Source organism: Lignipirellula cremea, from assembly GCF_056501455.1.
In genome coordinates, this window is sequence record NZ_CM151415.1 from 2,453,655 (window position 1) to 2,480,282 (window position 26,628).

A 26,628-nucleotide genomic window follows, 5' to 3' on the forward strand; every position below is an offset into this window, starting at 1 on the left:
CCTTCTATCGTACGCTTCGCGGTCGGCGGAAGCGACGATTCCCTCCCGACGAAGAACCGCTTCGCCGGGCAAATCCGGCACGACCGGCAAACGTCGGTCGGGTGAGGCGCTTCCGCTCACCCCGTCGGGCGGATCGCGTCGCGAAAATGTTCCAGCCGGGGAGCTCCGTCGCCCCAGACGATCGAAACGACGTCGAACCGGGCGGGCGCGTCGTCCAGCTTGCGACGATGCAGATACTTCTCCGCCGTCCGGATCAGCGTCCGTTCCTTGGCGGGGTCGATCGTCTCCTCAGGAGCCCCGGCGCTCGCGTCGCTGCGGGAGCGGACCTCGACGAAGACGATCGTGTCGCCTTCCCGCACGATCAGGTCGATCTCGCCCGGCGGGTCGCGATACTGGCGCTCCAGAATCCGGCAGCCGAGCTTCTGAAGATGCTTCGCCGCCAGATCTTCGCCCCGACCGCCCAGATCGTACTTCGACCTGCGCCAGGGAATCCAGCAGAGCCAGTCGTTCAGCAGCATCATGAAGCCCGTGGGGCTCGTCCACGCAAGGGAGCCCGCGTGCCACGGCTGGCTTGCCCAGCCGTGCTTGCAGCGAAGGTCCATGCGACCGGACGAACCGGAATGGCGACGATAGCGACCGGTTCGGCACGACTGGACAAGCCAGCCGTGGAACGCGAGTCGTCGCCCTTGCATCCTATCCGGCAGCGGCCGGGATGCCCACCCGCGGCGGCGTCAGGCGTCCGCCGGGGAATGTTAATAAACGCTCAGCGTCTTACCGCTGAAGCGCCGGCTTACCGGCGGCGTTCCTTGAGCTTGACCGACTTGCCGATGCGATCGCGAAGGAAGTAGAGCTTCGCCCGGCGGACGACGCCGGAACGCTTGACTTCGATCGCGGAAATTTTCGGCGAGTGGACGGGGAACTTGCGCTCCACGCCCTCGCCGCCGGCGACGATGCGGCGGACGACGAACATCTCGCGGGTGCCGGTGCCGCTCTTCGCGATCACGACGCCGTTGAAGATCTGGGTCCGTTCCTTGGTACCTTCCAGAATCCGGGTGTGAACGTCGACAGTGTCCCCGACCTCGAAGTGAGGGACGGTCTCCTTCATCGACTTCTTTTCGACCAGATTCAGAATCTGCTGGCTCATTGCATCGTCCCCGTCAGGGCGTCCGCACCGGGACGCGTCATGCTTCAGGTGAGTCGTTCGTTCTCGCGGACTTTTTCGCCTTCGGCGACTTCGTCTGCGGCAATCTTTCAATCAGATCGGGTCGCCGCAGGCGCGTGATCGCGAGACTCTGCTCGCGACGCCAGGCGGCGATCTTCTCGTGGTCTCCGGACAGGAGAATCTCGGGAACGGACAGCCCCCGGTACTCTCGCGGCCGCGTGTACTGCGGATATTCCAGCAGGGCTTCTTCTCCGGTGAAGGAGTCCTGCCGGGCGCTCTCGTCGTCGCCGAGCGCGCCTTCCAGAAGACGCATCACGGCCTCGATCACCACCATCGCGGCGACCTCGCCCCCATTCAGGACGTAGTCGCCGATCGACAACTCGATCGGGTCGAGCAGGTCGATCGTTCGCCGGTCGAATCCCTCGTAGCGTCCGCAGATCATCACGATCCGCGGCAACTTCGCGAGGCGTTCCACCATTCCCTGGTCCAGTCGCTGCCCCTGCGGACTGAGCAGGAGAATCGTCGCCGGATCGGGGTGCATGGGAAGCACGTCTTCGACGCACTCCACCACCGGGTCGACCCTCAGCACCATTCCGGGCCCGCCGCCGAAGGGGCGGTCGTCCACGTTCCGGTGCTTATCGGTCGTCCATTCGCGAAAGTCGTGCAGGACGACCTCCGCCAGCTTCTTTTCGATCGCCTTCTCCAGCAGGCTCTCCGACAGAAAACCGTCGAAGATCCGCGGAAAGAGCGTCAGTACGTCGAATCGCATCGAGGAAGCCGATCCGGGAAAGCCGAGTCGCTCGCTCCCTTACGCGATCAGGAACCTGTGCTCGAGGTTCAGGAACCTTCGCCGGCGGCGGCTTCGGCCGGAGCCTCTTCAGCCGGGGCTTCGGCGGCAGGCGCCGGAGCGGGCTTGGCCTTGATCGGCTTCATCGGCTGCGGGCGGTAGGACTTGCTCGCCAGCTTTTCGAGGGCCGACTTCTGCTTTTCGAGGTGCGTGCCGTTCTGGCCGTACTTCTTGATCAGAACCCGGGCGGCCTCGCTCGGCTGGGCGCCGACGCTGACCCAGTACGCGATCCGTTCGCCGTTGAGAATGGCCCGGGCGTCGGTGTCGGGAACCATCGGGTCGTAATGACCCAGTTCCTCGATGACGCGCCCGTCGCGCTGCTGCCGTCCGTCGATCGCGCACAGGCGAAAGAACGGACGATGCTTGCGACCCAACTTCCTCATCCGAATGCGTACCGCCACGACCAGCTCCTCGAAACCCGCTGACAGATCGCGTCGAAGGAAAAACGAGCCGGTGGGTCAAACGCCCGTCCGTCCGCTTCGCTTCCGCCACGCTATGGGACGCAACTCCTGCGACGTTCGCAGGATGCGTATCGTTATTTCATGTTTCCCGGCAGTCGGTGCGAGCTTTCAGCGCGCCCCGGCCCTCAACGGGAAACCGGGTATTTTGCCCGCGCTTCCGCCCGCCTGTAAAGGGGCTTCCCTCGGAAAATCGCAGGGAGCGGCGCATCGGCGTGGGGCGGGAGAAGGAAAATGGCTGCAATGTCGACAAGCAGGACGGCGCTCAGCACGCGAACTTCGCCAGCGCCGCGACGAGCTGCGCGGCGTCGATGGGCTTGCTGAGGTAGGCGTTGCAGCCGTTCGCCAGGCAGCGGTCCATGTCTCCCTGCATGGCGTCGGCGGTCAGGGCGATGATCGGAGCCCGGAAGCCCATCGTGCGGAGTTTCGCGGCGGTCTGGTAGCCGTCCAGCCGCGGCATCTGCATGTCGAGCAGTACCGCATCGAAGTTCGACCCGCCCGAGAGCGACGTGCGGACGCATTCCAGCGCCTCCAGGCCGTCTTCGGCGAACTCGACCTCGGCGCCCGCCCGCTGCAGGATATGCCGCGTCAGCAGTCGCACGTCCCGCCGGTCGTCCACCACCAGCACGCGACAGGCGAGCCGCACCGCTTTCTGCATCTGCGTCGAAGCGAGTCGCGATTCGGACGGGGGCGTCACCAGGCGCAATTCGCCGACGTCGCCCACGGGAACGTCGAAGACGAATTCGCTTCCCCGGCCCGGCTGACTCGCGACCGTGATCTTGCCGCCGAGTAACTGGGCCAGGCGCTGGCTGATGGCCAGGCCCAAGCCGGTTCCGCCGAAGGATCGGGTGACCGAGGCGTCGCCTTGCGAGAAGGGCCGGAAGAGTCTCGCGAGCTGATCCTCGGTCATGCCGATGCCCGTATCGGTCACGCGGAAGCGGATGCGATGGTTCGCGCCGTCGGCGTATCCGACCGTCAGTCGGACCTCCCCTTCTTCGGTGAACTTGATCGCGTTGCCGACCAGGTTGACCACGATCTGCTTGAGCCGGTTCGGATCGCTCCGCATCGCTTCGGGGATCGGACCGTCGAACCGCAGTCGCAGCTCGACGCCCTTCTCTTCCGCGCGAACGTTCATCAGCAGGTGGACGTCCTCGACGAACCTTTGCGGCGAGAACCGCTCGTGGCGGATCTCCAGCTTGCCCGATTCGATCTTCGACAAGTCGAGGATGTCGTTGATGATCTCGAGCAGGAACACGCCGTTCCGTTTGATCACGTCCAGGAAGTCGCACTTCTCCGGATCGGTTTCGCGCTCCGCGAGCAGATCGGCGTAGCCGAGCACCGCCGTCATCGGCGTGCGGATCTCGTGGCTCATGTTCGCCAGAAACTGGCTCTTCGCGACGTTCGCGGCCGACGCGGCGGAGAGCGCCTCGCGAAGTCGCTGCGCGGTCAGGTCGCGTTCGGACAGGAGGTCCCGCACGGCATATTGGCGAATCCGGTCGCGAAGTCCCGCCCGAACGGCGCTGACGAACGCCGCGATGCGCAGCGGTCGCGTCACCATCGTCAGGTTGGCCGACTCGTTCAGCCTCGCCAGTGGTTCCGGGAACAGTTCGTCGCCGGTGAGCAGGACCACGATCGGCAGGTCGGACCAGTGCGGCTGACGGTCGAGCATGCCGAGGAGCATCTCGGTTCCCCCCTCGCGCAGTCGTTCCTCCGCGATCAGAGCGGCCCCGGCGCCGTCGCGCTCCGCCAGGGTGCAGAGCTCGTCCATCGACTCGCAGATCCGCGACTCGATCTTGCAGTCGAGCAGGATCCGCTCGGCGACGAGCGCATCGCGTCGCGTCGGGGCGAGCAGCAGAACCCGACGGCTACCGACCGCCGCGTCCGCTTCAATCATCGGTCTGTTCCATCAGCTGGGCCGGGGCGCCGAGATAGGTCGGAATTCCGCTCAGGATGCCCTGAAACTCGCGCAGCGGTTCCCCGACGGCGATGCGACCCCCTCGCATGCTGAACTCGCGGATGGTTCGTTCGTGACCGCCGCTCCGTTTCTTGACGATGCTGATCGCCTGGCGGATTTCGCCGTTGGCTTCGAAGTACCGAAACAGGATCACCGCGTCGGCCAGGTAGCTGGCGTCGACAGGCGACGACATGGTCGAGCCCAGCATGCCATGCTGCGTGACCACGAGAAACGTCACGATCCCCGAAGCGCTCAGATACGACAGCAGCTCGTGCAGTTGCATCGTTAGGAAGCGCTCTTCCGGCATCGACGCGAGGTAGCCGTTCAGGCTGTCGATCACGACCAGGCTGAGGCGACCCTCCCCGTCGCGGTCCTTGGACGCCTCGCGGACCATGTGAGCGAACTCGCCCGGCGAGACTTCGCCTGGATCGATTTTCTTGATCGCGATGAGACCGTTATCTACGTGCGTGGCGAGGTCCATCCCCAAGCCGTGGGCGCGCTCCAACAGCGTGTCGACGCTTTCGTCGAACGTGAAGATCGCCGCCCGCTCGCCCCGCTTCGCGGCGGAGATCGCGTAAAGCGCCGCACAGGAAGACTTTCCCGTGCCGGCCGGTCCCAGCAGGAGCGCGCTGGTGCCGGGCGAGATGCCGTCGCCCAGCAACTGGTCGAGGGACTCGTTGCCGCTCAGCAGATACTCCGCGTGATCGTGCGGAACGCTCGGCGCGAGCGCCTTGCGGGGATAGATGGAGAGTCCCCCCGGCACGATTTCGAAATCGTGGTAGCCGGCCATGTACCGGCGACCCCGCAGCTTCTTAATTCGCAGACGCCGCCGCTCGTCGCCGTATTCCGACGCGATGCTCTCCAGCGAGATGACGCCATGCGCGATGCTGTGGACCTGCAGGTCCTCGCTGAGCGTCGTGCGGTCGTCGAGCAACAGGACCGTGCAGTCGCGCCCCGCGAAGAACTGCTTCAGGGCCAGGATCTGCCGTCGATAGCGGAGCGGATTCTGGGCCAGCAGGCGCAGTTCCGACAGCGAATCGAACGCGATCCGCCGCGGTTTGTGCTTCTCGACGAAGTCGAGCACGCCCCGGGTGGTCGTGCCGAGTTCCACCTCCGACGGATGGAACATCGAGTACTGCGATTCCGCGTCGAGCGACTCCGCCGGATCGAGCAGCTCATAAATCAGCAGTCCGTCGAGCGACCAGCCGTGGGAGGCGGCGATCGATTCCAGTTCCTGCTTGCTCTCCGAGATGGCGACGTACATGCCGGCTTCGCCGGCTTTGAGTCCCTCCAGCAGGAACCCCATGGCCAAGGTCGTTTTGCCGGTGCCTGGCGTCCCCTCGACCAGGTAGACGCGATTGGCCGGCAAACCGCCGTACAGGATCGCGTCCAACTCGGGGGATCCTGTACCGATGATCTCCTCGCCACCGACTGACCCGGTCGCCGACATCGAACTATCCCTCGCTCTCGCTTAAGACGCCGTATTTCTTCCTGGATCCACTTTAGGCCCTTCCGCCAGTCGGACAGGTCCAGGATGCATTTCCGGCGCCTACTTGCGATCCTTCTTCATTTTTTTGAGGGCCTTTTCCCGTTCCTTACGGGCCTGTTCTTTCTCTCTGGGGGTGAGTCGCTTTCCGGTTCCCTTTTTCAGCTTGGGCATCTGCCCGCCGGGGTTCAGCAGGCCGCTCTTCTGGATGTCGGCCATCATCTTCATCCGGTCGCCGCCCCCCTTGCCGGCCATCATCGTCATCAGGGGCTTCATCACCTCGAACTGCTTGAGCAGGCCGGTCAGTTCGCTGACCTGGACGCCGGCGCCCTTGGCGATGCGGTTGCGGCGGCTGGGGTCGATGACCTTCGGATTGCGGCGCTCTTCCTGGGTCATCGAGTCGATCATGCCGATCATCCGCTTCACGTCCTTGGACGTGTCGGCGTTCTGCATCGCCTCGGCGATCTGACCCATGCCCGGCATCAGGGCCATCATCTTCTGCATCAGGCCCGGCTTCGCGATCTTCATCATCTGATCGCGGAAGTCTTCGAGCGTGAAGATGCCGCGGGCCATGCGGTCTTCGAGCTCTTTCTGCTCCTTCTCGTCGACGACCTTGCGGACTTCGGCCACGAGCTGGCGAATATCGCCCAGGCCCAGGATCCGGCCCGCCATTCCCTCCGGGGTGAAGGGCTCCAGCGCGTCGAGCTTCTCCCCCGTGCCGATGAACTTGATCGGCACGCCCGTGACGTGCTTCACCGACAGCAGCGCCCCGCCCCGGGCGTCGCCGTCGAGCTTCGTCATGATGAAGCCGTCGAGCGCGAGCGCGTCGTGGAACGCCTTGGCGCTGTTGACGGCGTCCTGCCCCGTCATGCCGTCGACGACCAGATAGGCCTGGTCGGGCTGCACCCGGTCGTCGATCTTCTTGAGCTGGTTCATCAGCTCTTCGTCGATCGCCAGGCGGCCTGCCGTGTCGAGGATCACGACGTCGACGGCCTGCTTCTTCGCATGTGCGACGCCGTTCTGACAGACCTTCACCGGGTCGAGCTTGCTGGTCTCCTCGTCGGTGCGGCCGCGCTCGGAATAGACCGGCACGCCGAGTTGATCGCCGATGACGTGCAACTGGTCGATGGCCGCGGGACGCTTCACGTCCGCCGCGACCAGCATCGGCTTGAACTTGTTCTCCAGCAGCAGCTTGGCCAGCTTGCCCGAGGTGGTCGTCTTGCCCGAGCCCTGCAGGCCGCAGAGCATGATGATCGTCAGCCCCTTCTTCAGGTGGAGCGACGAATCGACGGGCCCCAGCAGCGACACCAGTTCGTCGTGCACGATGCCGACGACCTGCTGGGCGGGGTCGAGCGCGAGCAGTACCTTCTGGCCGAGGGACTTCTCGGTGACGCGACCCATGAACGCCTTGACGGCGTCGTAGCTGACGTCGGCCTCGATGAGCGACTGCTCGACGAGCTTGAGCCCCTCCCGCATGTTCGCTTCGGTCAGCTTCCCTTTTCCGCGAAGCGACTTGACGGCGGAATGAAGGTTGTCGCGGAGAGATTCGAACATAGACGACTAAGCGGCTTCTTCGCCGACTCGAATCGGCGATCGACGATGAACCTGAAGGGGCCGGCAGCGGTCCGGGAGGGAAGCGAGCGATCTTCCTTACAGCCCGCGCCCGACGGCCAACGTTTCCCCGGCGGACCTGACGCCCGCCCGGCGATTGGCCGTTCATCTTACCGGACGCCCGATCGCCCGACAGGCGCTGCCCGGGGCGACCGCCGTCGCCGCCTACCGATAATGCCCCCGCCGCCCGACCGTCGTCGCGGCTCGACTCGAGTCCCTGGCGCCGGACGCATGTCGCTGACGCTCGACTCGCATCCCTCCTGGCGGCATTCGCCGATACAATCGCACGCCGGCGGCGGACCGATCGTTTCGCCGCCTACCCGGGGCCGTAGCTCAGCGGTTAGAGCAGGGGACTCATAATCCCTTGGTCGTCTGTTCGAATCAGACCGGCCCTATTCGCATCTCTTCGGCAGTTCGCGGTTTCGCGAACTGCGATCGCGGCGGAGCAGTCCCGAATCGACCGGATGGTGACGGGACAGTGTCGAATCCGTACGAACCGCCTTCATCCCCGCCCGACGACAGCCGCATCGTGCTGCCGATCTCACGGAAAATCTTGGTACGAACATTCGTCGCCTTCGCCGCGTTGTTCGCGTTCGTCGTTCTCGTCTATCCGAAAGGGAACCGGTTCAACGCGGATTCCAACTTGCTGCCCGGTCCTTTGTGGCTCGTCTCGCAATCACGTGCTCCGGTTGAGCATCGCCTCATCGGGATCGGGATCGCGATCCCGTCGCTGCTCGCCGTTGCGTCCGTAATCATCTGGCCCAGGTGGTACACGGCGCTTGCGGCATCGCTCGGCGTGGGGCTTTGGTTCGCAATGGCGGTTTGGATAGCGATGATCACCGCCGCGTGAAGTCGCAGGAGCTGCGCGGCAGACAGTACGAAGGACGACTTCGATGAACGCGATCGAGATCGGGAGGAACGACGAGAAGCCTGACGCGGCCGATCCCTATCGCGCGCCGGGCGTCGAGGCGACCTCCGACGCCGCGAAGGGGGCCGCGAAGGGGAGAGGGCGCCTCGTGCTGCGCATCGTCGAGTGGACGATGGGGCTGCCGATGATGCTGTTCGGATTGATGCAGAGCGCGGTCGGAGCGATTTTCTTCGGGCTCACGTTCGTGACTGACGTCGGCTTGCCGCGCTCGTTGTCGGCCGTGCTTCTCGTGCATGGGCTGCTGCTCGTGGTGCCGGGCGCCCTGCTCTGCCTGGGACGCTCGTGGTCGGCCTGGATTCCGCTCTTGCTGGGCCTCCTCTACGTCGCGACCAGTCTGGCGACCGGAGAAGCCGGATTCCTCGGCATGGGCATCCCGCTCGTCGGCCTTGCGACGACCATTCTGGTTCTCGCGGCGGTCTTTTCCCGACCTCGGGGTTAGGGAGCGGATCAACGAGTAGGCGAGAGCAGCGGCAGCCGGAGAGCTTCGACGACATCGAACGACGCAGCGAACGGACTCGTCGATCCTCTTGCGGGCTGCGTTGCCCGGATTGATGAGCAATCCGGGCAACGCAGTCGCTAGCCGCGAGTCGCGATCCGGTCGAATAGCAGGCGAAAGGGAGCGGGCGCGAAAGCATTCAATTCAGGCGCCGGGGCCGGTATCATGCAGGCCTCCTCCCCCGCTCCTCTGCTTCTCCGCTCATGTCCAGTCCCGCCCCGCCGCAGGTCTCGTCGTCGGACGAGGCCGCGAAGGAAGAAGCGCTCGCTCCCCATCCCGGCACGAAGAGCATGCCGCGGTGGGACGTGGGGGAGCTGATCCCGGCGCCCCTGTTTCGCTGGCGGAATCTGCTGTTCCTGATCGGACCGGGACTGGTCTCCGGCGCGGCGGCGATCGGCGGTGGCGAGTGGCTCACCGGGCCGATGGTCAGCGCCCGGTACGGCGGGGCCCTGTTGTGGCTGGCCACGCTCAGCATCGTCGGCCAGGCGATCTACAACATCGAGATCAGCCGCTACACGCTCTACACGGGCGAGCCGATCTTCACCGGCAAGTTCCGCATCCCGCCCGGGCCCATCCTGTGGGTCGCGGTCTACCTGGTGCTCGACTTCGGTTCGGTGTTGCCGTATCTGGCGTCGAACGCGGCGATCCCGCTCTTTTCGCTCGTTTACGGCAGGCTGCCGGATACGTCGCTCGCGGCCGAGTCGGCGACGCTGAAGGGGATCGGCTGCGGCATCTTCGTCGCGGCGCTGCTGCCGCTGATCGTGGGAGGGAAGGTCTACAACTCGCTGAAGGCGATCATGGCCTTCAAGCTGGTCGTCGTCGTCGGCTTCCTGTTGTTCCTCGCGATCGGCTATTCGACGTGGGATACCTGGGCGGAGATCTTCGGCGGCTTCTTCCAGTTCGGCAACGTGCCCGTCGCTTCGCCGGACGGTCCGGCGGTGAAGAACGCCATCGTCTCCGTGGCGTCGGGCGAAGGGTTCCCCGTCATCGACTTCTCGATGATCGGGATCATCGCGGCGATGGCGGCGATCTGCGGGAACGGCGGGCTGACCAACACCCCGATCAGCGGCTACACCCGCGACCAGGGCTGGGGCATGGGTCATCACGTCGGCGCCATCCCCAGCTTCGTCGGCGGACGGAAGATCTCCCTGTCGCACGTCGGCATGGTCTTTCAGGTGACGAAGGAATCGCTCGAGCGCTGGCGGGGCTGGGTCCGCCACGTTCACCGGGAACAGCTCATGGTCTGGGCGCCCGCCTGCGTGCTCGGCATCGCGCTTCCCAGCATGCTGAGCGTGCAGTTTCTCCGCGGGAAGGAGATCCCCGAGGACAAGTGGCTGGCCGCGGGCATGACGGCGGACGGCGTGCAGGAGGCCGTCGGTCCGACGCTGGGACCGGCCTTCTGGTACCTCACGATGTTCTGCGGCCTGCTCGTGCTGTCGACCAGCCTGGCGACGACGTCGGACGGCGTGCTGCGGCGCTGGGTCGACATGATCTGGACCGCGAGCCCCCATCTGCGTCGGTGGGACCCGCGGCACATCCGCAAGCTCTACTTCGGTGTCCTCTGCATCTATGCATTGTTCGGTCTGACCATGCTGACCCAGGTGAAGGGGGACGGCCTGCTGGTCTGGTCGACGATGCTTTACAACTACGCGCTCGGCTTCAGTTGCTGGCACGTGCTGCTGGTCAACACGCTTCTGATGCCGCAGGAGCTGCGTCCGTCGAGGCTGCGCCGCTTCGGCCTGTTCCTGGCCGGCATCTTCTTCACCGCGATCGCGATCCTGACGACGGTGAACGAGGTCGGAAAGATGCTGGCGGAAGAGCCCCCCGCGGCGACCGCCCCGGCAGAACCTGCGAAGAACGCCTGATTCGAATCCTCAGGCGAGCGGGGGAGGTGAATCCCCCGAGGGCAGACCTTGCGGCTACGCCTGGACCTCGGGGGATTGTCATCCCCCGCTCAGAGACGGTCGAACGCACGACTCGCGATCCGCAAGGCAAAGCTCGCCGTTCCTCGCGACGCCATCCTGCGTGATTCCCCGCCGCGCCGGTATCTGCCGGGCGGTCGACCTTGCGCCGCAGCGTCGCGCTAAGGGCAGCCGGTTCAAGGTCCGCCCTGCTGTCCTGCCTATCGCCGAAGGCAAGGGGAAGCTGCGCCTGACGTTCGAATCGCAGCAGGCCTACCACGCCTGGCTCAAAGACGCGGTGGCCGGCGCCCAGGAAGATTGACGCGCGACGCGGATGCGGAAGCTTCGATGAGCGTTACGAACGAATCGAAGAGTCACGCTGTCGTATACGAAGTCGAAGTCGGCTCTGCCTGGCTCCTTCCGCGTGAGACGGTCATTGCTTCACTTTCTCTTTCCGCCCGATGGATTCGACGAGCGGCTCGTAGAACCTCTGTTTCGTCGGCAGGCGGATCTGATTCGGTCCGATGGATTCGGCGTTTCGATTGTTCCCGACAGCGTCTTCGACGGACGCGGAGACCGGTGCGACGTTCCTCACGGCGCGACCGTCGTCTATCGCGGCTGGATGGTTACGCCGGAACGATACGAGCGTCTCGAACAGGCGGTCGCGCGTTCCGGCGGAAGGTCGCTGACCAGCGCGATCGCCTATCGCCTCGCGCATCACTTGCCGAACTGGTACGACGCGGTGCAGGAGTTCACGCCTCGAACGGTTTGGTTCACATCTGCAGAGGAGCTTGTGCCGACCCTGCGGAAGCTCGGGTGGAGTCGTTACTTCCTGAAGGACTACGTGAAGTCCTTGAAGACGGGCGGAGGCTCGGTCGTCGAAACGGAGGAGGACGCTCTGCGCTGGCTGCGCGAGACGCTCGCCTATCGGGATGAATTGGAAGGCGGAATCTGCGTTCGCGAGTTCGAGAATCTGCTCTCCGATTCCGAGGTCCGCTACTTCGTCCTCGACGGCGTTCCCTATGGCCCTGGGGGAAGACCCGTTCCCGCACCGGTCGAAGCGGTCGCTCAGAGGATTTCCAGTCCCTTCATCGCCGTCGACGTCGCGATCGACGACTCAGGACGGGCTCGGATCGTCGAAATCGGAGACGGGCAAGTCTCTGACCTGGTCGGTTGGACTCCTGAGGAGTTCGTGGCGATATGGAGCGCCCGGACCGCGAACGCAGAGTCTCGCCAGGACCGCGGCAACTTGGGCGAAGTTTGACGAAAGCGCCTGCGGGGCATGCCGCCGGGAGCGAAGAACCGTCAGAATCGTCTCAATCGGACGTGAGGCGCCGCTCGATGACGAAGGAGATACGCCGGGATGGCGAGCATGACGGGAACCTCCTCCCCCGTCCGTGAACCAGGACGATCCATGTCGACTGATCTGCGGCTGAAGGAAAGCTTGGGCGATCTGGCCAATCGCATCGTCGCGACTTACGGCGAGCCCGGGACGGTCCACCACCTGGGCCATTGCCCGCTGCCGCAGTACGACGCGGTCGTCGAGTGCCTGGGCGACCTGCGGGAGATTCTCTTCCCCGGCTTCGGCCGTCGGGAGAAGCTTCACATCGGCAACGTCCTGTACCACGTGGGCGACCTGATCGACGGCCTGCACGACAAGCTCACGACCCAGATCGCGCGGGCGCTGATGCATGCCGACCGGGTAGAAATGCGAGGCTCCGGCGTCGATCCGTGCGATCTCGACTACGAGGCCAAGGGACAGCAGATCACGGTCGAGCTGCTCCGCCGGTTGCCCGAGTTGAGAAAGATGCTCGGCGCGGACGTGCATGCGGCCTTCCGCGGAGATCCGGCCTGCAAGAGCCCGGACGAGGTCGTCCTCTGCTATCCCGGTTTGCAGGCGATCACGGTCCATCGCATCGCGCACGAACTGTACGCGATGGGGGTGCCCTACATTCCGCGAATGATGGCCGAGTGGTCCCACAAGCGGACCGGCATCGATATTCATCCCGGCGCCACGGTCGGGAAGCGGTTCTTCATCGACCACGGCACGGGCGTCGTCATCGGCGAGACCTGCCGGATCGGCGACGACGTGAAGGTCTATCAGGGCGTGACGCTGGGGGCGCTCAGCTTCCCGAAAGACGCCGACGGCAACCTGATCCGCGACCGCAAGCGGCATCCCACGATCGAGGACGGCGTCGTGATCTACGCCAACGCGACGATCCTGGGAGGGAAGACCGTGATCGGACGCGAATCGGTGATCGGTTCCAGCGTCTGGGTGACCGAAAGCGTCGCTCCGAAGACGACCGTGATCATGGAGAAGCCCCGCCTGCGGATGAAATCCGAGCTTCCGGATGACATGAACGCCGTGCTAAATTTCGAGATCTGATGCGCGACGAAGCGCAGATCTCGAACGACGGAGCGATCGGCGCATGAACGGATTCCTGAGGTTTGCCTGCGTTTCGGCGGTTTTGTGCTGCGTAACCGCTGCCTGGGGGCAGGAGCCCGAAACGCCGTTCCAGCGACGACTGAGCGAAGCGGGTCTCCCGGAAGCGATGCAGAACGTCGCCATGACGCTGATGGCGACGGGTCATGCTCCCGACAGCGCGAAGGCCCGCGAGGCGCTGCGAAGCCGGTACTGGGCGTTTCAGAAGGACGTCGACCTGGCGCCCGAGCAGCTTCGCCAGGCGGAGGCAGAGTTCGACCGCGCGTTCAGCCAGATCGCGCAGGTCGCGGCCGAGAAGAAGCTGCGCACTCTGGCGCTGGTCGGCATCGACGACGTGGCGAGTCCCGCCTGCGTGCGCTGGCACTTCCTTTCGCTGGCGGGGCGCGGACCGGCGCTCTTTCGTATCGTGCTCGTCCGCAGCGACGGCGGAGCGAAGATTCTTCGATTCGACGTGCTGACCGACCTCGACGAAGTCGAAGCGGCGATGAACGCGATCGAGATTCCGGGCGGCGAGAAGAAGGTGGACGTCACGTGGACGCCCGGCGACGACACGGCGCCGACGACCTCGCTGACCATCGCTCCCTGACGGGCTCGACGGATCGCAAGACCCACGGGAATCAGACATGAACGGATTCGCGAAGAGCTTGGGCCTGCTGATCGTCGCGTGCAGCGCGACGTCGATCTCAACAGTTGCCGCGCAGGCTCCCCCCGCGACGCCTGCCGGGGAATCGGTCGCGCCGGCGGCGCCGCCGAGGTCCGCTCTCGACCGCCGCATCGCCGACCCGCAACTCAAGGCCGCGATCCAGCACATCGGTTCGGCTCTGATCGCGTCGGGTCGCGATGCGACGCGGGAGGCTTCGCGGAACGCACTCGGGGAGTGGTACTGGGCCTTCCATTCCGACGTGCGGCTCGATTCGGAGGCCCGAGAGGCCGCGGAAGAAGAGTTCGACGACCGGTTCGAACTGCTCGCCCAGACGATGGCCGATCGACGCGTCGACAGTCTGATGCTCGCGGGAATGGACGACGTGGCGACCCTGCGGTGCATGCGGTGGTACTACGTGTCGCTCGATCCGCAGGGCTATTCGCTCGTTTCGGTCGTGATTTATCAGGCGAACGATAAACTTCGCCTGCGCGACCTGCAGATGGTCACCGACCCGCACGAGGTCGAATCGATTCTCGACGAGGTCGAGCTGCCCTCCGGCGATCAGGTCTTCACCGTCCGCGTCACGCCGCCGCAAACCTCCTCGTCGCCCGCTCCCGCGGAAGAGGCCCGTTCGGCGAAGTAAGGGGCGTACGAATCGATCGCGGCGATGGCGTGCGGCGAACTCTGCAGGTTCTTGCTCGCATCTTCGCGAGGCAGGGTCGTAAAATGAGGAGCGAAGCCGCAACGAACAGGCGATGAAGTTCGCCGGGCGGTTCTCCGACTCTTCCCCCTCCCCTGAAGGCCCTCCCATGCCCGCGAACCGACGACGATTCCTGCAGGCGACAGGGGGCGCCGCGGCGCTGGCCGGACTGGGCGATCTCGGCTTCCTGTCGTCGCTGCCGCGCGTCTCGGCAGAAGAGGCGAAGCTCGATCCGAACGTCGTCCGCTTCGATCCCTCGATCGAACCGACCGTGCGACTGATCGAGGAGACGCCGCGCAATCGGCTGCTCGAAGAGATCGGGTCGAAGATCAAGAACGGACTGTCGTATCAGCAGGTCCTCGCCGCGCTGCTGCTTGCCGGCGTGCGCAACGTGCAGCCGCGACCCTCGGTGGGGCACAAGTTCCACGCCGTGCTGGTCGTGAACTCCGCTCACCTGGCGAGCATGGCTTCGCCGCCCGAGCATCGCTGGCTGCCGATCTTCTGGGCCCTCGATCATTACAAGTCCGGCGAAGCCCGCGACGTCCAGGAGAATAACTGGACGATGGGCCCGGTCGACGAGTCGAAGCTGCCGCATGCGTCCGCTTCGCCTGCCGCGTTCGTCGACGCGATGGACGACTGGAACGAGGAGCAGGCCGACGCCGCGGTGGCGTCGCTCGCACGCAGCGCCGGCGTGGCGGGCATCTACGAGCTCTTCTTCCGGTACGGCATGCGGGACTTCCGCTCGATCGGGCATAAGGCGATCTACGTCGCCAACAGCCGTCGCACGCTGGAGGTCATCGGCAAGCAGCATGCGGAGCCCGTGTTGCGGTCGCTCGCCTACGCCCTGCTGATGCACGAGGGAGGCAACCCGGCCCAGCGGGACGACGCCGCGGACAAGCCCTTCCGACGCAATCAGGGGCTGGTCAAGAAGATCCGCAAGGAGTGGCAGGACGGCAAACTCGACGACGAAGCGACGAAGGAGATGCTGACCGCCCTCAGGACGGGCTCCAACGAAGCGACGTGCGACCTGACGGTCGACCTGCTCAACCGGGGCGTCGCGGCGCAGTCCGTCTGGGATGCGCAGCTCGTCGCGGCGGGCGAACTGCTGATGAAGCAGCCGGGCATCGTGGCGCTGCACGCGGTCACGACGTCGAACGCCGCGAAGTACGCCTTCGACGCCGCGGGCGACGACGAGACGAGGCGGATGATTCTGTTGCAGAACGCCGCCTTTATTCCGATGTTCCGCGAGGCGCTGGGCAGCCGGGGCGGCGTGAAGGACGTGACGATCGACTCGCTCGCGTCGGACGACGCGAAGTCAGGCGAAGGCCCGGCAGTCGACGAGATCTTCGCGCATGTCGGCGACGATTCGCTCGACGCGGCGAATCTGACGCTGGCCTATCTGAAGCGGGGGAACTCGCCCGAGACGCTGATCGACGCGGCCCGGGTGCTGACGTTCCTGAAGGGGGACGACGCGCACGACTACAAGTTCTCGAGCGCCGTGCTCGAAGACTACTACCACGTCTCGCCCGGCTGGCGGGATTACTACCTCGCCACGAACGTCTACAAGCTCCAGTCGACCCAGCGGGCGGACAACGATCTGGTGCAGCGGACGCGGGCGGCGCTGGCTTAAATGGGGGAGCTATTCCGAACGATCCAGCGACTCGTCGCAGAGGAAAGATACCTCGTCGGCCTCCACGCATCCGAGCGTTTGGAAGAGCGAAGTATCATGGAATGGCAAGTCGTCGCCGGGTTGACGGACGGTGAACTAATGGCGGAATGCCCAGCCTCGTCGCCCAATCCGACCGTCGAGGTTCGGCAGACCCTGCCCGACGGAACCGAAGTAAAGGCGGTTTGGTCGTATCTAAAACAGTCCGGCGTCGCGAAACTCGTGACGGTTCATTATCTCGATCGCGGCTGACCTATGCAGATTCCCGGCGAGCGAATCAAGCGGACTCGACTTATTCAGACGAATGAGTTCGTCGTCGCGGTCGAAGTGGAAATGGTGATTCCGGCCGACGACCCGAGCGAACCCTGCTACGAGCCTGAAACCGTTCAGTTGCTGCGCGAGATCAAGGATCACGCGGAACGACGGGATATCGTCTGGCTGTCTGAGAGAGGGAAGGTCTACAAAGCGATGGAGCCGGTTTGAAAACGCGTCAGCGTCCTTCGGCGCCGTTGAACGCCTTCCTCTTGTCGACTTCGTCGACCCCAATAGCGGAGCTATCGGGGCCACCCAGGTGCAGGAAAACGTCTCCTGCTTCGTGGTGCGGGACTGAGGCCTCACTCCCCTCGCTTCTGCGCAAAGAGCCACGCGAAGAAGTCGTCGTTCTTGTACGACTGGGTCCAGGAGTCGTGGCCGACGCCGGGATACTCGGTGTACTTCGGCTCCCCGCCTGCGGCTTTGATCGCCTCGATCATGGCCCGGCTGCGCTCGACCTTGACGGCCTGGTCCTGGTCGCCGTGGAAGCACCAGATGGGAAGGTCCTTGATGGTCTTGGCATGCTTCGGGTCGCCGCCGCCGCAGATGGGCGCCGCAGCCGCGAACAGGTCGGGATAGCGCGAGATCGCGTCCCACGTGCCGTAGCCTCCCATCGAGAGGCCAGTGATGTAGATCCGGTCGGCGTCGACCGGCTTGTCCTTGACGAACTGGTCGATCACGCCGCGAACGAGCGCCATCTGGTCGCCCGCTTCCTTCGGCAGATCGTGCGTCGCCGCTGACCAGTCGACTTCCACCCAGCGCTTCCCTTCGGGACACTGCGGGGCGATCAGGAAGCAGGGATAGTCGCTCCGATGCCGAACGAATTCGCCGACGCCATGCTTGAGCTGCGCCGCGTTGTCGCTGCCCCGTTCGCCGGCGCCGTGCAGGAAGATGACCAGCGGGTACTTCTCCCCTTCTTCGATCTTCGGCGGAACGAGCAGCCGGTAATTCAGCGTCCCGCCCTCGTCGGACTTGAACGTCTCGGCGGTCAACGCTTCCGCCGGCGTGTTCTGGGCATAAAGCAGCGCGGCGGAAAGTTCGGTCATGGCAAGCGCGACCAGAAGAGCGAGGAGGGGGCGATTCATGTGCGTAGGGTCGCAGGAGGCGGATTAGGAGAGTCGCACGGGCGGCGACGGTCCCATTGAAACCGCCCGGGATCGCTGCCGCAACCGATTGCGCCGCTTCGGGCGTCTCTTCCGCGGCGACCGCGAGAAACATTGCCCCCTTTGCCGATCTTGTCGCCTTCGGCGCTCGGACGGAGAATTCCGCCGCCGATTACTATGACGCCCCCCCGGATTCGTCGCAACTGACGGACTTCGTCGACGGACCCGAGGGGACGGACGCCTCCCGCTCGCCTCGCTGTTCCCTATGGACCCTGCCCGGGCCAAGATTCAGGCCGACCTTCGCGGCGTCCTCCAAGGCGACGTGCGATGCGACGATTTGTTCGTGCAGATGTACGCGACCGACGCGAGCATCTACGAGATTCCGCCGCTGGGAGTGGTTCGCCCGGCGGGAACGCATGACGTCGTCGCGACGCTGAGGTACTGCTCCGAACAGGGGATCCCGGTCCACGCCCGGGGAGCCGGCACCTGCGTCGCGGGCGAGGCGCTGGGGGGCGGGCTCGTTCTCGACTTCTCCGCACGCATGCGGCGGGTCCTGCGGATTTCCGAGGATTCGGTCGACGTGCAGCCGGGCGTCGTGCTCGCGCAGCTGAACTACGCGCTCCGTCCGCTCGGTCGGCTGTTCGGTCCCGATCCGGCGACCCGCTCGGTGACGACCATGGGGTCGGTGGTCGCCATCGACAACTCCGGCAGTCACCTGCCCCTGTACGGCACCGCGTCGGACCACGTGATTCGCGTGCAGGCCGCGCTCGCCGACGGCCAGATCGTGGAGTTCACCGCTCCGCCGCCGGAATCTCCGGAAGGAACGGTTCCCTACAATCCGTGGCCGCAGCCGAATGCTGCCGCGACCGCGCGGGCGGAAGATCTGGCTCGCCGGACGGGCGATCTGGTCGACCGCTTCGCCGACGTGATCGAGCGGGGCGCTCGACCCGGCATGCGCGTGAAGACGCCGGGCTATCGCCTGGGCGAGGTCCGCCAGAACGGCGGAATCAACCTGGCCAAGCTGATGGCCGGCAGCGAAGGGACGCTCGCGCTCATTACGGAGATGACGCTCGCGGTCGTGCCGCGCCCGGCCCATCGGGGAGTCAGCCTGCTCTTCTTCGACCGCCTCGACAAGGCGGCGCAGGGAGCGATGGCGATCCAGGATCTCCCCTTCGCGGCCTGCGACCTGATGGATCGCCGGATCCTGGCGCTCGCGCGGGAGTCCGATCCGCGATACGCGTCGCTCATTCCGCGAACGGCGGAGGCCATGCTGCTGATCGAGCAGTGCGGCGACGACGAGCGCGACGTCCGGCACGCGCTGGAGGAGGTCGCGCAGCGTCTGGTCCGGAAGACGGGGCTCGCCTTCGCTTCGCGGTCGACGCTGAAGAACTCGGAGCGGAACCTCTACTGGCGACTGGCCCGGCGGGTCGTGCCGACGCTGTCGCGCCTCCGCGGCGCGTCGCGACCGCTGCCGTTCGTGGAGGACGTCGCCGTTCCGCCCGAGCAGCTTTCTGCGATGATCGCGCGGGTGCAGAACGTTCTGAAGACGCACGCGGTGACGGCGTCGATGTTCTGCCACGCGGGGCACGGCGTGCTGCATCTGCGGCCCTTCCTGTCGCTCTCCGACGCGAACGACGTCCGGAAGATGGAGCGAATCGCGACCGACCTGTACGAAGCGGCCCTCGACCTGGGAGGGATCGTCGGCGGCGAACATGGCGACGGGTTCAGCCGGAGCTGGTTCAACCGCCGGCAGTTCGGCGCCCTGTACGACGTCTATCGCGAAACGAAGCGGATCTTCGACCCGGGCAACCTGCTCAATCCCGGAAAGATCTCGCCCGAGATCGCGTCGCCGCTGACCAAGAATCTCCGCCGCGTCACGCTCGCCCTGGCGACCGCCGACGAGAGCGGGGCAGGGGAGCGCGCCGAGGCGTCGCAGACGTCCGGCAGCGATCTCGGGACGGCGAAGCCGGCGAATCCCGCGAAGCCGGTGAATCCTGCGAAGCCCGTGAATCCTGCGAAGCCCGCGAAGGAATCCGTCGCGGCGAGCGGAGGCGGCGGAAACGGTCGCGCGGCGATCGAATTGCCCGTGATTTCGATGGCGCTGAACTGGACGGCGGAAGAGGCGCTCGCCGCGGCGGGAAGTTGCAACGGCTGCGGCAGGTGTCGCGCGAACACCGCCGACGAGCGGATGTGCCCCATGTTTCGCGCCCTGCCTCGCGAAGAGGCGGCGCCCCGTTCGAAGGCGAACCTCTTTCGCGCGGCGCTGGCCGGTTCGCTCTCACCGGCGGATCTGTCGACGGACGCCATGCGGGCGGTGGCCGATCTCTGCTTCAACTGTCACCAGTGTCGCTTCGAATGTCCCGCCGAGGTCGACATTCCGGGGCTCGCTGCCGAGATTCGCGCTCAGTACGTGCAGGCGAACGGAACGAGCCCTGCGGACTTCTTCGCCACGCGGCTGCATCGCGTCTCCTCGTGGGGAAGCTCGCTCGCCCCGCTTACGAACTGGTCGATTCAGCAGCCGGCGATGCGGTGGCTGATCGAGCGGATCTTCGGCATCGCGCAGGGGCGGAAGCTCCCTCGATTCGCGGTGCGCCCGTTCCATCGGATCGCGCGGCGCGGCGGACGGACGCCGTCGACGGTCAGGTCGTCGCGAAAGGTCATCTACTTCGTCGACGTCTATGCCAACTGGCACGACGTCCAACTGGGCAAGGCGCTGATCGCGGTGCTCGAGCGGAACGGCGTGCGCGTGCTCGTGCCGCCCGAACCGCTGGTGAGCGGCATGGCCATGTACGTCGCCGGCGCGAGCGACGCGTTTCGCCGACATGCCGCGCGGAACGTCGCGTTCCTGGCGAAGTACGTGCGGCAGGGATACGACATCGTGACGACGGAGCCTTCCGCCGCGCTCTGCCTGACGCACGAGTATCGACGCGTGCTCGACGACGAGGACTCGCTCGCCGTCGCCCAGAAGACGAGCGATGCCTGCGCCTACCTGTTCGAAATGCATCGTCAGGGCGAACTGGACGTGAACTTTCGACCGGTCGATCGGACGATCGGCTATCACCTCCCCTGCCATGTTCGCGCCATGGGCGATCGTGCGCCGGCGCTGGAGCTCTTGCGGCTCGTGCCGGAACTCGACGTGCGGCACATCGACGAAGGATGCTCGGGCATGGCCGGGACGTACGGACTGCGTCGCAAGAACTTCCGCACCAGCCTGCGCATCGGCCGCGATCTGATTTCGGCCATGCGATCGACCGATCTGGAAGCCGGCTCGACCGAGTGCAGCGCCTGTAAGATGCAGATGGAACAGGGCGTGTCCAAGCCGACGATCCATCCGGTGAAGATTCTGGCGTACGCCTACGGTCTGGCGCCTGACGTCGAGCGGCTGTTCGCGTCGCAGGGCGAAGACCTGGTCGTGACCTGATTCCAGAGAAGGCGTCGCTCGTGCCCGTTCATCGCGTCAAGCTGTTCGCCGGCCTGCGGGAAGCCGCAGGGACGGATCTTTTCGAGTGGGAAGCGCCCGCCGAGGCGACGGTGGCCGATCTCCGTGCGGAACTTTCGCGGCGATACCCGCAGGCCGCGGAGCTGGCCGCGCGGTCGTTCATCGCCGTGGATCGCGAGTACGCCGTCGATTCGCGCATTCTGAGCGATTCGAGCGAGATCGCCTTCATTCCGCCCGTCAGCGGCGGAGCGTAGAAGCAGGGGCGTTCAGACGCGACGGAACCTTTCCCCGTGCGGTCGTTCGTTTCACAATAAAGGGGCGCGGCAGAGTTTCCGGACCGCCGCACTTTCCCCGCTCGCTTTCACGAACGACGCATCTCGCCCGCATGATCGAACTGACGCACGACCCGATCGACCCGGCGGCAGTACTGGCTGCGGTCAGTTCGACGCGCGCGGGCGCGGTGGCGCTCTTCCTGGGAACGACGCGGGCGTGGACCGAGGGCCGCGAAACGACGACGCTCGATTACGAGTGCTATCCCGAGATGGCGGGCAGGGCGCTGAGCGACCTACAGAACCGGGCCCGCGAACGCTGGCCGCTGGAAGGCCTTGCGATCGTCCATCGCCTGGGTCGCGTCGATCCGGGCGAGGCGAGCGTCGCGATCGCCGTCAGCTCTGCCCATCGCGACGCTGCCTTCGAGGCGGCGAAGTGGCTGATCGATACGCTGAAGGAGAGCGTGCCGATCTGGAAGAAGGAGAACTGGGCGGACGGCACGGTCGAATGGGTCCATCCGGACGCGTCTGCGTCGCGACCTCGCGCGGCCGCGGCGTCCGCGGCGCAGCCTCCTTCCACGGAAGGACCGCGACCATGAGCGACGCCCTCTCCGGCCCTGCTGCCCTCGGCCCGCTGGTCGATTCGTTCGGTCGCGTCCACGACAGCCTCCGCATCAGCGTGACCGATCGCTGCAACATCCGCTGCTTCTACTGCATGCCGGACGAGCGGATCCGCTTCAAGCCTCGCGACGAGTTGCTGACGTTCGAGGAAATCGTCCGCGTGGCGAACGTGGCGGCGATGCTGGGCGTGCGGAAGCTTCGCCTCACGGGCGGCGAGCCGTTGCTGCGGGCGGACCTGCCGACGCTGGTGCAGATGCTGGCGGCGATTCCCGGCATCGAGGATCTGGCGCTGACGACGAACGGCATTTTGCTCGGAGAACAGGCGGCGGCGCTCAAGGTGGCTGGCTTGCGGCGTCTGAACGTCAGCCTCGACGCCCTATCTGAAGCGACCTTCGAGCGGATCTCGCGCCGCAAGGGCCTACAGCGGATCCTGGACGGCATCGAGGCCGCGATACGCGAGGGCTTCCCGAAGCTGCGCCTGAACGCGGTCGCGATTCGCGGCCTGACCGAGCCAGAGATCGACGATCTGGTCGCTTACTCGCGGGATCGCGATCTGGAACTGAGGTTCATCGAGTACATGCCCCTCGATGCCGAGGGGAAGTGGGATCGCGAGCAGGTGCTGTCCGGCGCCGAGATTCGCCGGCAGATCGAGGAGCGCCACGGACCGCTCGTGCCGGCGGAACGCCCCGACCCGAGTCAGCCGGCCGTCGACTTCCGCTTCGCCGACGGTACGGGGCTGATCGGTTTCATCGAACCGATCACGCAGCCCTTCTGCGGCGCCTGCAATCGCCTGCGGATCACCGCCGAGGGCCAGTTCCGCAACTGCCTGTTCTCGATGCAGGAATGGGACGCCCGGGCGCTGCTTCGCGGGGACGTTCCTGGCAGCGGGGCGGACGATCAGGCGCTCGCGACGCTGATCCGCGACTGCGTCGCCGCGAAGAAGCCGGGCCACGGCATCGACTCGCCCGACTTCCTGCGTCCCGACCGGGCGATGTACCAGATCGGCGGTTGAGGGAGCTTCGTCCTTCTGCGGACTACGGAGCCGCCGCGGGTGCAGGAGGCGGTGCCCCTGTTCCGGGGCCGTCAACCGTTATGGACTGGGCCGGGGGCGGCATCGGCACGGGGTTTTCCGGGACGGTAGCCGTATTCCCGCCGGACCCGCATCCGACGATCGCCGTCGCGAACGTAAGCAGCAGAAGCGTAGCGAACCAATTCTTCATCGTGACTCTTTCCGGGCAGGGCGTCGAGGTTTCACAGAAGCAGCGACGGGCATCATTCGAACACGGCGTTCTTGTTGATGACGCCGTCCTGCATCCCCGTGAACGCCTGGAAGTAGTACGCTTCGATGTTCGGATTAAGCACTCGCACGGCGCCGTCGCCCAGGACCACGTTGATGCCGCCCGGATGCTGGGCGCCCCACTGCGTCCAATTGGGCTGCGAGTGCGGCTTCGGCATCCCCCACGCCATGGGCATCGCTCCCGTGCCCATCCAGGGGAAGGCATAGAAAAGCTGCTTCTTGTTGGCGCTGTTCACTCCGCCCAGCACTTCGCCGAACATCATCGTGTTGCTGGTGCCGTCGATCACGCTGGCCATCTTGTTCTTCGATCGCGACCAGAAGATCCCCTTGTAGAGGCCCCATCCGCCGACCGTGGCGTTACCCAGGCCGCCCGCGCATGATGCGTAGTTCGTTCGACCGACCTCTTGATAGGGAATTCCCCAGACCGTGCCGGTGATGCTGCCGTCCGTCGTGTAGATCTTCGTAAAGAGTTGCTGGTTGTCGTAGGGCGAGGCCGAGGGGCACTCGAAGGCCGAGATCTTCGTCTGGCCTGCGGCCCAGGAACTGCCGACGTAGGCCCAGTGTCCGATCGTCTTCGTATTCCCGGGGTAGGTGATGCCCGGGTGATGATCGATATTCGTATCGAGCTGCTCGTTGATCCTGTCCCAGACCGCCGTCTGCTCCATGAACGGCAGGATGAAGGGGAGCGTTCCGATGCTCTGATCCTCGCCAGACACGTTTGGCGTCACCGGAATCGTCGGGAAAAGCCCGCCGGGCGGGAACCGGCGATACGTGTCGTGAAAGTTGTGCGTCGCGAGCCCGATCTGCTTTAGATTGTTGCCGCAGCTCATACGGTTGGCGGCCTCGCGAGCGGCCTGCACCGCAGGCAGCAGCAGCGCCACCAGCACGCCGATGATGGCGATGACCACCAGCAGTTCTACGAGCGTGAAAGCCTGCCGCTTCTTCAAGACACGTCGGGGACGGAACAGACAAGAGGCGAACATGGAGGGCTCCTTCGATAACCGGATAGAAGAAATGCCGGCGCGGGCCGTACTCCACCTTCAGCGCCCTCCCTGTCGCCGTACGTTAGGTGGATTCGCCCTGCACTGGGGCGTTCTTCCCCAATGCAATCGAGAAGCCTGTTTGCAGGAAATCTTCCAGAAAGAGAGAAAGATGCCTTAATCGAGGGAATTCACGCAACTTTCGCGCACTTCTGGATCGACGTAAAGGATTCTTCGATGCGTCGTGTGCGCGCCGGCTTAGCGCTTGCGGCGAAAGCTGCACGGTTTCGAGGCGCCGAAGCCGATTTCGCGTGAGTCAGGCCATCGCCTGCCTACTCGTTAACTTCCGGAGACTCCGCTCCTTCTTCCGGGAACCCGAAGGCCTCGAAGAACTTGCGACCCATCCAGATCGCGAACGTCTCGTCGGCGGTCACCGGTCGCGGGGCGTCGTCGAACGGCAGCCAGTAGCCAGGCTCCGTCTCCCCGCGGACGAGCACGGCGCGTCCTTTCTTCCCCTCGCGGTCGAACTCGCCGACCAGGCAGCGTTCCTCGAAGAAGTCGGCGACGAACTCGGGGTTGTGGAGCGTCAGGCCTTCTTCCGCCAGACGGTCGAGCGCGCCCGACCAGCGGGAGAGTTCCGCGGGGTCGACGGTCCACCGGCGGATCGAGTCGTGTTCCGCGTGCGTTCCCATAAGCAGCGCGCAGGCGTCATAGATTGACAATCGCGTCAGGTCGGACGACGTCGCGAAGGGGGTCGGACCCGCGAAGGCCAGATTCTCATACCAGGCCGAGCCGAGTCGATATTCGACGCGGAACAGCACGTAGTCGACCGGCTGCTCCGCCGCGGCCCAGGGCAGCTTCCGCCGGGCGACGAACTCCATCCGGGTCGGAGCCATCCCCATCGCTCGCGGATGAGCGAGCCAGGCGGCGAGTTCCGCTTCGTAGTTGGCCATCTCCCCGCGCGCCTGCGGGGGCAGGCGATCCTCCAGCCCCAGTTCGCGCGCGTACTTCTTCGCCCGCAGTCGCGAGGCCGGGTCGAGCGAGAGTTCGGCCAGCCGTTCCGCGCCGCGCGGATCGCCTCGGCGCGCGAGCGCGGCGGCTGCTTCGGTCTGGATGCGACGATGCGGCAAGAGCAAGGCTTCGCCCAGCGCATCGCGACCTCGCTCGGACTTCATCCACCCGAGCGCGTCGATGAGCGCGACGCAGAGCGCGACCGCGCGTTCGATCTCTCGGGCGCGCGCGGGAGCCTCAGATTCTTCGACCGCTGCGCCGACGAACTCCTGCAGCCGCGCGACGACCGCAGTGAGCGCTTGAGCGAGCGTCGCTTCGCGATCGAGCGCGGGATGTCGATCCAGGTGTCCTGTTCGCGTCGACCAGTTCATCAAGTCGAGCGCTCCGGCCAGAGCTGCCGGATGCGCGAGCGCGGCGGTAAGCTCCGGCACGAACCGCGCGAGATGCTCTTTCGGCAGCGCGAACCACTCGGCGAGCGCCGCATCGACCTGCTCCGGTTGAGCCGGCGGATCGTTCGCGAGTCGATCGACCGTGAAAGCGAGCGCCTCTTCGTCTCGCACTCGCGACGCGAGCCGCAGTACGTGTCCTCGCAGCGGCTGAGCCGCCAGGGAGCGGGCGTACGCTTCGTGCCACAGCGATCCGGACGCTTCGCCCTCGCGCGTGCCGAGATGCCACAGGCGCAACGCCTGCGGGCTCTCGCGAGTCGTCAGCGCGCGCTCGATGGCCGTTTCGAGCAGCGCCGCGACGCGCGAGTTCTCGATCTCGTCGGCAAGTTCGCGCAAGCGGCGCGTCGCGGTCTCGTCATCGACGTCGAGCAGCGCGCGCTGCACGGCGAGCGTCGCCTCGGCGTCGCGCCGCGCTTCGAGCTCGGAGTAACGACGCACCAGTTCTTCGAGAGCAGGGTCCATGGCTTGATCGTAGCGAGGTCGCGACCCGTCCGCAGCGCGCCGCGCGATGCGTTCGCGCGCTGAGCAAGGGGCATTCGGAGAAGCGATGCGCTTGCGCGGAACGAAGTCGAGCCGATGCGCGCGTTCGCGCCGAGAAGCGGCGCGCTTCGTCGAGTCGAAGAGCTTCGCGGATGCGCGCTGAAGACTTTAGTGCAAGAGAAAAAGAGAGGAATTTGTCTTAAAGACAGATAAAACCACTTGACGAAAAGTTGGCAGAGTAATTCAATGCGTCAAGCTAGGCGGTCAGTAAAAGCAGCATGACTTAGCGACTAAGGAGAAGGTCGCTTAGCTAACTCCAGACGCCAGTCTAGGACGGACGTCAGGGAGGCGGCGAACCGAGGGGTCGGAAGCTCG

25 protein-coding genes and 1 tRNA gene are annotated in these 26,628 nt (G+C 65.5%); 16 read left to right on the forward strand and 10 right to left on the reverse strand.

Annotation, left to right across the window (positions count from 1 at the left end; genetic code table 11):
• Nucleotides 1-116 precede the first annotated feature (116 nt).
• The 7 genes from SH602x_RS09545 to ffh form a co-directional block, all read right to left on the reverse strand.
• Nucleotides 117-602, reverse strand: coding sequence for a YraN family protein (locus tag SH602x_RS09545; RefSeq protein WP_479476569.1), 486 nt, complete (start codon nt 600-602; stop codon nt 117-119).
• A 188-nt stretch (nt 603-790) separates the two neighbouring features.
• Nucleotides 791-1,144 (reverse strand): 50S ribosomal protein L19, encoded by a 354-nt coding sequence (gene rplS / locus SH602x_RS09550; protein WP_479468686.1) that lies wholly within the window; start codon nt 1,142-1,144, stop codon nt 791-793.
• A gap of 37 nt (nt 1,145-1,181) precedes the next feature.
• Nucleotides 1,182-1,931 carry a tRNA (guanosine(37)-N1)-methyltransferase TrmD gene (gene trmD / locus SH602x_RS09555; RefSeq protein WP_479476570.1) on the reverse strand — a complete coding sequence of 250 codons (750 nt, stop codon included), beginning with the start codon at nt 1,929-1,931 and terminating at the stop codon, nt 1,182-1,184.
• Nucleotides 1,932-1,999: 68 nt separating this feature from the next.
• The gene (rpsP, locus tag SH602x_RS09560) at nt 2,000-2,410 is read right to left on the reverse strand and encodes a 30S ribosomal protein S16 (RefSeq protein WP_479468688.1); all 411 of its coding nucleotides are present in this window, start codon (nt 2,408-2,410) and stop codon (nt 2,000-2,002) included.
• Between the two features lie 322 nt (nt 2,411-2,732).
• On the reverse strand, nt 2,733-4,361 hold the full coding sequence (locus SH602x_RS09565; protein WP_479476571.1) for an ATP-binding protein: 1,629 nt from the start codon (nt 4,359-4,361) through the stop codon (nt 2,733-2,735).
• On the reverse strand, nt 4,354-5,871 hold the full coding sequence (locus SH602x_RS09570) for an ATPase domain-containing protein (protein WP_479476572.1): 1,518 nt from the start codon (nt 5,869-5,871) through the stop codon (nt 4,354-4,356). The genes SH602x_RS09565 and SH602x_RS09570 overlap by 8 nt, the downstream gene beginning before the upstream one ends.
• A 99-nt stretch (nt 5,872-5,970) precedes the next feature.
• Nucleotides 5,971-7,461: a signal recognition particle protein gene (gene ffh, locus SH602x_RS09575; RefSeq protein WP_479468692.1), complete on the reverse strand. Its 1,491-nt coding sequence runs from the start codon at nt 7,459-7,461 to the stop codon at nt 5,971-5,973.
• 379 nt (nt 7,462-7,840) lie between these two features.
• Between ffh and SH602x_RS09580 the strand changes: the two genes are divergently transcribed.
• The 12 genes from SH602x_RS09580 (at nt 7,841) to SH602x_RS09635 (ending at nt 16,778) form a co-directional block, all read left to right on the forward strand.
• Nucleotides 7,841-7,913: transfer RNA gene (locus SH602x_RS09580), tRNA-Ile, on the forward strand.
• Nucleotides 7,914-7,996: 83 nt separating this feature from the next.
• Nucleotides 7,997-8,368: a hypothetical protein gene (locus SH602x_RS09585; protein ID WP_479476573.1), complete on the forward strand. Its 372-nt coding sequence runs from the start codon at nt 7,997-7,999 to the stop codon at nt 8,366-8,368.
• Nucleotides 8,369-8,411: 43 nt separating this feature from the next.
• Nucleotides 8,412-8,885, forward strand: a complete 474-nt coding sequence (locus SH602x_RS09590; protein WP_479476574.1) for a hypothetical protein — start codon at nt 8,412-8,414, stop codon at nt 8,883-8,885.
• A gap of 260 nt (nt 8,886-9,145) precedes the next feature.
• On the forward strand, nt 9,146-10,807 hold the full coding sequence (locus SH602x_RS09595; protein ID WP_479476575.1) for an Nramp family divalent metal transporter: 1,662 nt from the start codon (nt 9,146-9,148) through the stop codon (nt 10,805-10,807).
• A 160-nt stretch (nt 10,808-10,967) separates the two neighbouring features.
• On the forward strand, nt 10,968-11,165 hold the full coding sequence (locus tag SH602x_RS09600) for a hypothetical protein (protein WP_479476576.1): 198 nt from the start codon (nt 10,968-10,970) through the stop codon (nt 11,163-11,165).
• Between the two features lie 102 nt (nt 11,166-11,267).
• On the forward strand, nt 11,268-12,107 hold the full coding sequence (locus SH602x_RS09605) for an ATP-grasp domain-containing protein (RefSeq protein WP_479476577.1): 840 nt from the start codon (nt 11,268-11,270) through the stop codon (nt 12,105-12,107).
• 150 nt (nt 12,108-12,257) lie between these two features.
• On the forward strand, nt 12,258-13,229 hold the full coding sequence (epsC, locus tag SH602x_RS09610; protein WP_479468819.1) for a serine O-acetyltransferase EpsC: 972 nt from the start codon (nt 12,258-12,260) through the stop codon (nt 13,227-13,229).
• 43 nt (nt 13,230-13,272) lie between these two features.
• On the forward strand, nt 13,273-13,872 hold the full coding sequence (locus SH602x_RS09615; RefSeq protein WP_479476578.1) for a hypothetical protein: 600 nt from the start codon (nt 13,273-13,275) through the stop codon (nt 13,870-13,872).
• Between the two features lie 37 nt (nt 13,873-13,909).
• Nucleotides 13,910-14,572, forward strand: a complete 663-nt coding sequence (locus SH602x_RS09620; RefSeq protein WP_479476579.1) for a hypothetical protein — start codon at nt 13,910-13,912, stop codon at nt 14,570-14,572.
• A 166-nt stretch (nt 14,573-14,738) separates the two neighbouring features.
• Entirely contained in the window at nt 14,739-16,259 is a 1,521-nt protein-coding gene (locus SH602x_RS09625; protein WP_479476580.1) for a hypothetical protein, read from the forward strand.
• Nucleotides 16,260-16,547: a DUF4258 domain-containing protein gene (locus SH602x_RS09630; protein ID WP_479476581.1), complete on the forward strand. Its 288-nt coding sequence runs from the start codon at nt 16,260-16,262 to the stop codon at nt 16,545-16,547.
• Nucleotides 16,548-16,550: 3 nt separating this feature from the next.
• Nucleotides 16,551-16,778 (forward strand): hypothetical protein, encoded by a 228-nt coding sequence (locus tag SH602x_RS09635; RefSeq protein ID WP_479476582.1) that lies wholly within the window; start codon nt 16,551-16,553, stop codon nt 16,776-16,778.
• A gap of 131 nt (nt 16,779-16,909) precedes the next feature.
• On the opposite strand, the gene SH602x_RS09640 is transcribed toward SH602x_RS09635, so the two are convergent.
• Nucleotides 16,910-17,692 (reverse strand): carboxylesterase family protein, encoded by a 783-nt coding sequence (locus SH602x_RS09640; RefSeq protein WP_479476583.1) that lies wholly within the window; start codon nt 17,690-17,692, stop codon nt 16,910-16,912.
• A gap of 283 nt (nt 17,693-17,975) precedes the next feature.
• Between SH602x_RS09640 and SH602x_RS09645 the strand changes: the two genes are divergently transcribed.
• The 4 genes from SH602x_RS09645 (at nt 17,976) to moaA (ending at nt 23,051) form a co-directional block, all read left to right on the forward strand.
• Nucleotides 17,976-21,131 (forward strand): anaerobic glycerol-3-phosphate dehydrogenase subunit C, encoded by a 3,156-nt coding sequence (locus SH602x_RS09645; RefSeq protein ID WP_479476584.1) that lies wholly within the window; start codon nt 17,976-17,978, stop codon nt 21,129-21,131.
• A gap of 20 nt (nt 21,132-21,151) precedes the next feature.
• Nucleotides 21,152-21,403, forward strand: a complete 252-nt coding sequence (moaD, locus tag SH602x_RS09650) for a molybdopterin converting factor subunit 1 (protein ID WP_479476585.1) — start codon at nt 21,152-21,154, stop codon at nt 21,401-21,403.
• A gap of 131 nt (nt 21,404-21,534) precedes the next feature.
• Nucleotides 21,535-22,017 (forward strand): molybdenum cofactor biosynthesis protein MoaE, encoded by a 483-nt coding sequence (locus tag SH602x_RS09655; protein WP_479476586.1) that lies wholly within the window; start codon nt 21,535-21,537, stop codon nt 22,015-22,017.
• Nucleotides 22,014-23,051, forward strand: coding sequence for a GTP 3',8-cyclase MoaA (moaA, locus tag SH602x_RS09660; RefSeq protein ID WP_479476587.1), 1,038 nt, complete (start codon nt 22,014-22,016; stop codon nt 23,049-23,051). Before SH602x_RS09655 ends, moaA begins: the two co-directional genes overlap by 4 nt.
• Nucleotides 23,052-23,311: 260 nt before the next feature.
• On the opposite strand, the gene SH602x_RS09665 is transcribed toward moaA, so the two are convergent.
• The gene (locus SH602x_RS09665; RefSeq protein WP_479476588.1) at nt 23,312-24,319 is read right to left on the reverse strand and encodes a DUF1559 family PulG-like putative transporter; all 1,008 of its coding nucleotides are present in this window, start codon (nt 24,317-24,319) and stop codon (nt 23,312-23,314) included.
• Nucleotides 24,320-24,648: 329 nt separating this feature from the next.
• Complete coding sequence (locus SH602x_RS09670) at nt 24,649-26,235, reverse strand: hypothetical protein (protein ID WP_479476589.1); 1,587 nt, start codon at nt 26,233-26,235, stop codon at nt 24,649-24,651.
• Between the last annotated feature and the right edge of the window lie 393 nt (nt 26,236-26,628).

Excerpts from the sequence above, each read along its gene's own strand:
- SH602x_RS09545 (WP_479476569.1), bottom strand. The coding sequence starts at position 602 with ATGGACCTTCGCTGCAAGCACGGCTGGGCAAGCCAGCCGTGGCACGCG.
- rplS (WP_479468686.1), bottom strand. The coding sequence starts at position 1,144 with ATGAGCCAGCAGATTCTGAATCTGGTCGAAAAGAAGTCGATGAAGGAG.
- trmD (WP_479476570.1), bottom strand. The coding sequence starts at position 1,931 with ATGCGATTCGACGTACTGACGCTCTTTCCGCGGATCTTCGACGGTTTT.
- SH602x_RS09565 (WP_479476571.1), bottom strand. The coding sequence starts at position 4,361 with ATGATTGAAGCGGACGCGGCGGTCGGTAGCCGTCGGGTTCTGCTGCTC.
- SH602x_RS09570 (WP_479476572.1), bottom strand. The coding sequence starts at position 5,871 with ATGTCGGCGACCGGGTCAGTCGGTGGCGAGGAGATCATCGGTACAGGA.
- ffh (WP_479468692.1), bottom strand. The coding sequence starts at position 7,461 with ATGTTCGAATCTCTCCGCGACAACCTTCATTCCGCCGTCAAGTCGCTT.
- SH602x_RS09590 (WP_479476574.1), top strand. The coding sequence starts at position 8,412 with ATGAACGCGATCGAGATCGGGAGGAACGACGAGAAGCCTGACGCGGCC.
- SH602x_RS09595 (WP_479476575.1), top strand. The coding sequence starts at position 9,146 with ATGTCCAGTCCCGCCCCGCCGCAGGTCTCGTCGTCGGACGAGGCCGCG.
- epsC (WP_479468819.1), top strand. The coding sequence starts at position 12,258 with ATGTCGACTGATCTGCGGCTGAAGGAAAGCTTGGGCGATCTGGCCAAT.
- SH602x_RS09615 (WP_479476578.1), top strand. The coding sequence starts at position 13,273 with ATGAACGGATTCCTGAGGTTTGCCTGCGTTTCGGCGGTTTTGTGCTGC.
- SH602x_RS09620 (WP_479476579.1), top strand. The coding sequence starts at position 13,910 with ATGAACGGATTCGCGAAGAGCTTGGGCCTGCTGATCGTCGCGTGCAGC.
- SH602x_RS09625 (WP_479476580.1), top strand. The coding sequence starts at position 14,739 with ATGCCCGCGAACCGACGACGATTCCTGCAGGCGACAGGGGGCGCCGCG.
- SH602x_RS09630 (WP_479476581.1), top strand. The coding sequence starts at position 16,260 with ATGGGGGAGCTATTCCGAACGATCCAGCGACTCGTCGCAGAGGAAAGA.
- SH602x_RS09635 (WP_479476582.1), top strand. The coding sequence starts at position 16,551 with ATGCAGATTCCCGGCGAGCGAATCAAGCGGACTCGACTTATTCAGACG.
- SH602x_RS09640 (WP_479476583.1), bottom strand. The coding sequence starts at position 17,692 with ATGAATCGCCCCCTCCTCGCTCTTCTGGTCGCGCTTGCCATGACCGAA.
- SH602x_RS09645 (WP_479476584.1), top strand. The coding sequence starts at position 17,976 with ATGGACCCTGCCCGGGCCAAGATTCAGGCCGACCTTCGCGGCGTCCTC.
- SH602x_RS09655 (WP_479476586.1), top strand. The coding sequence starts at position 21,535 with ATGATCGAACTGACGCACGACCCGATCGACCCGGCGGCAGTACTGGCT.
- moaA (WP_479476587.1), top strand. The coding sequence starts at position 22,014 with ATGAGCGACGCCCTCTCCGGCCCTGCTGCCCTCGGCCCGCTGGTCGAT.
- SH602x_RS09665 (WP_479476588.1), bottom strand. The coding sequence starts at position 24,319 with ATGTTCGCCTCTTGTCTGTTCCGTCCCCGACGTGTCTTGAAGAAGCGG.
- SH602x_RS09670 (WP_479476589.1), bottom strand. The coding sequence starts at position 26,235 with ATGGACCCTGCTCTCGAAGAACTGGTGCGTCGTTACTCCGAGCTCGAA.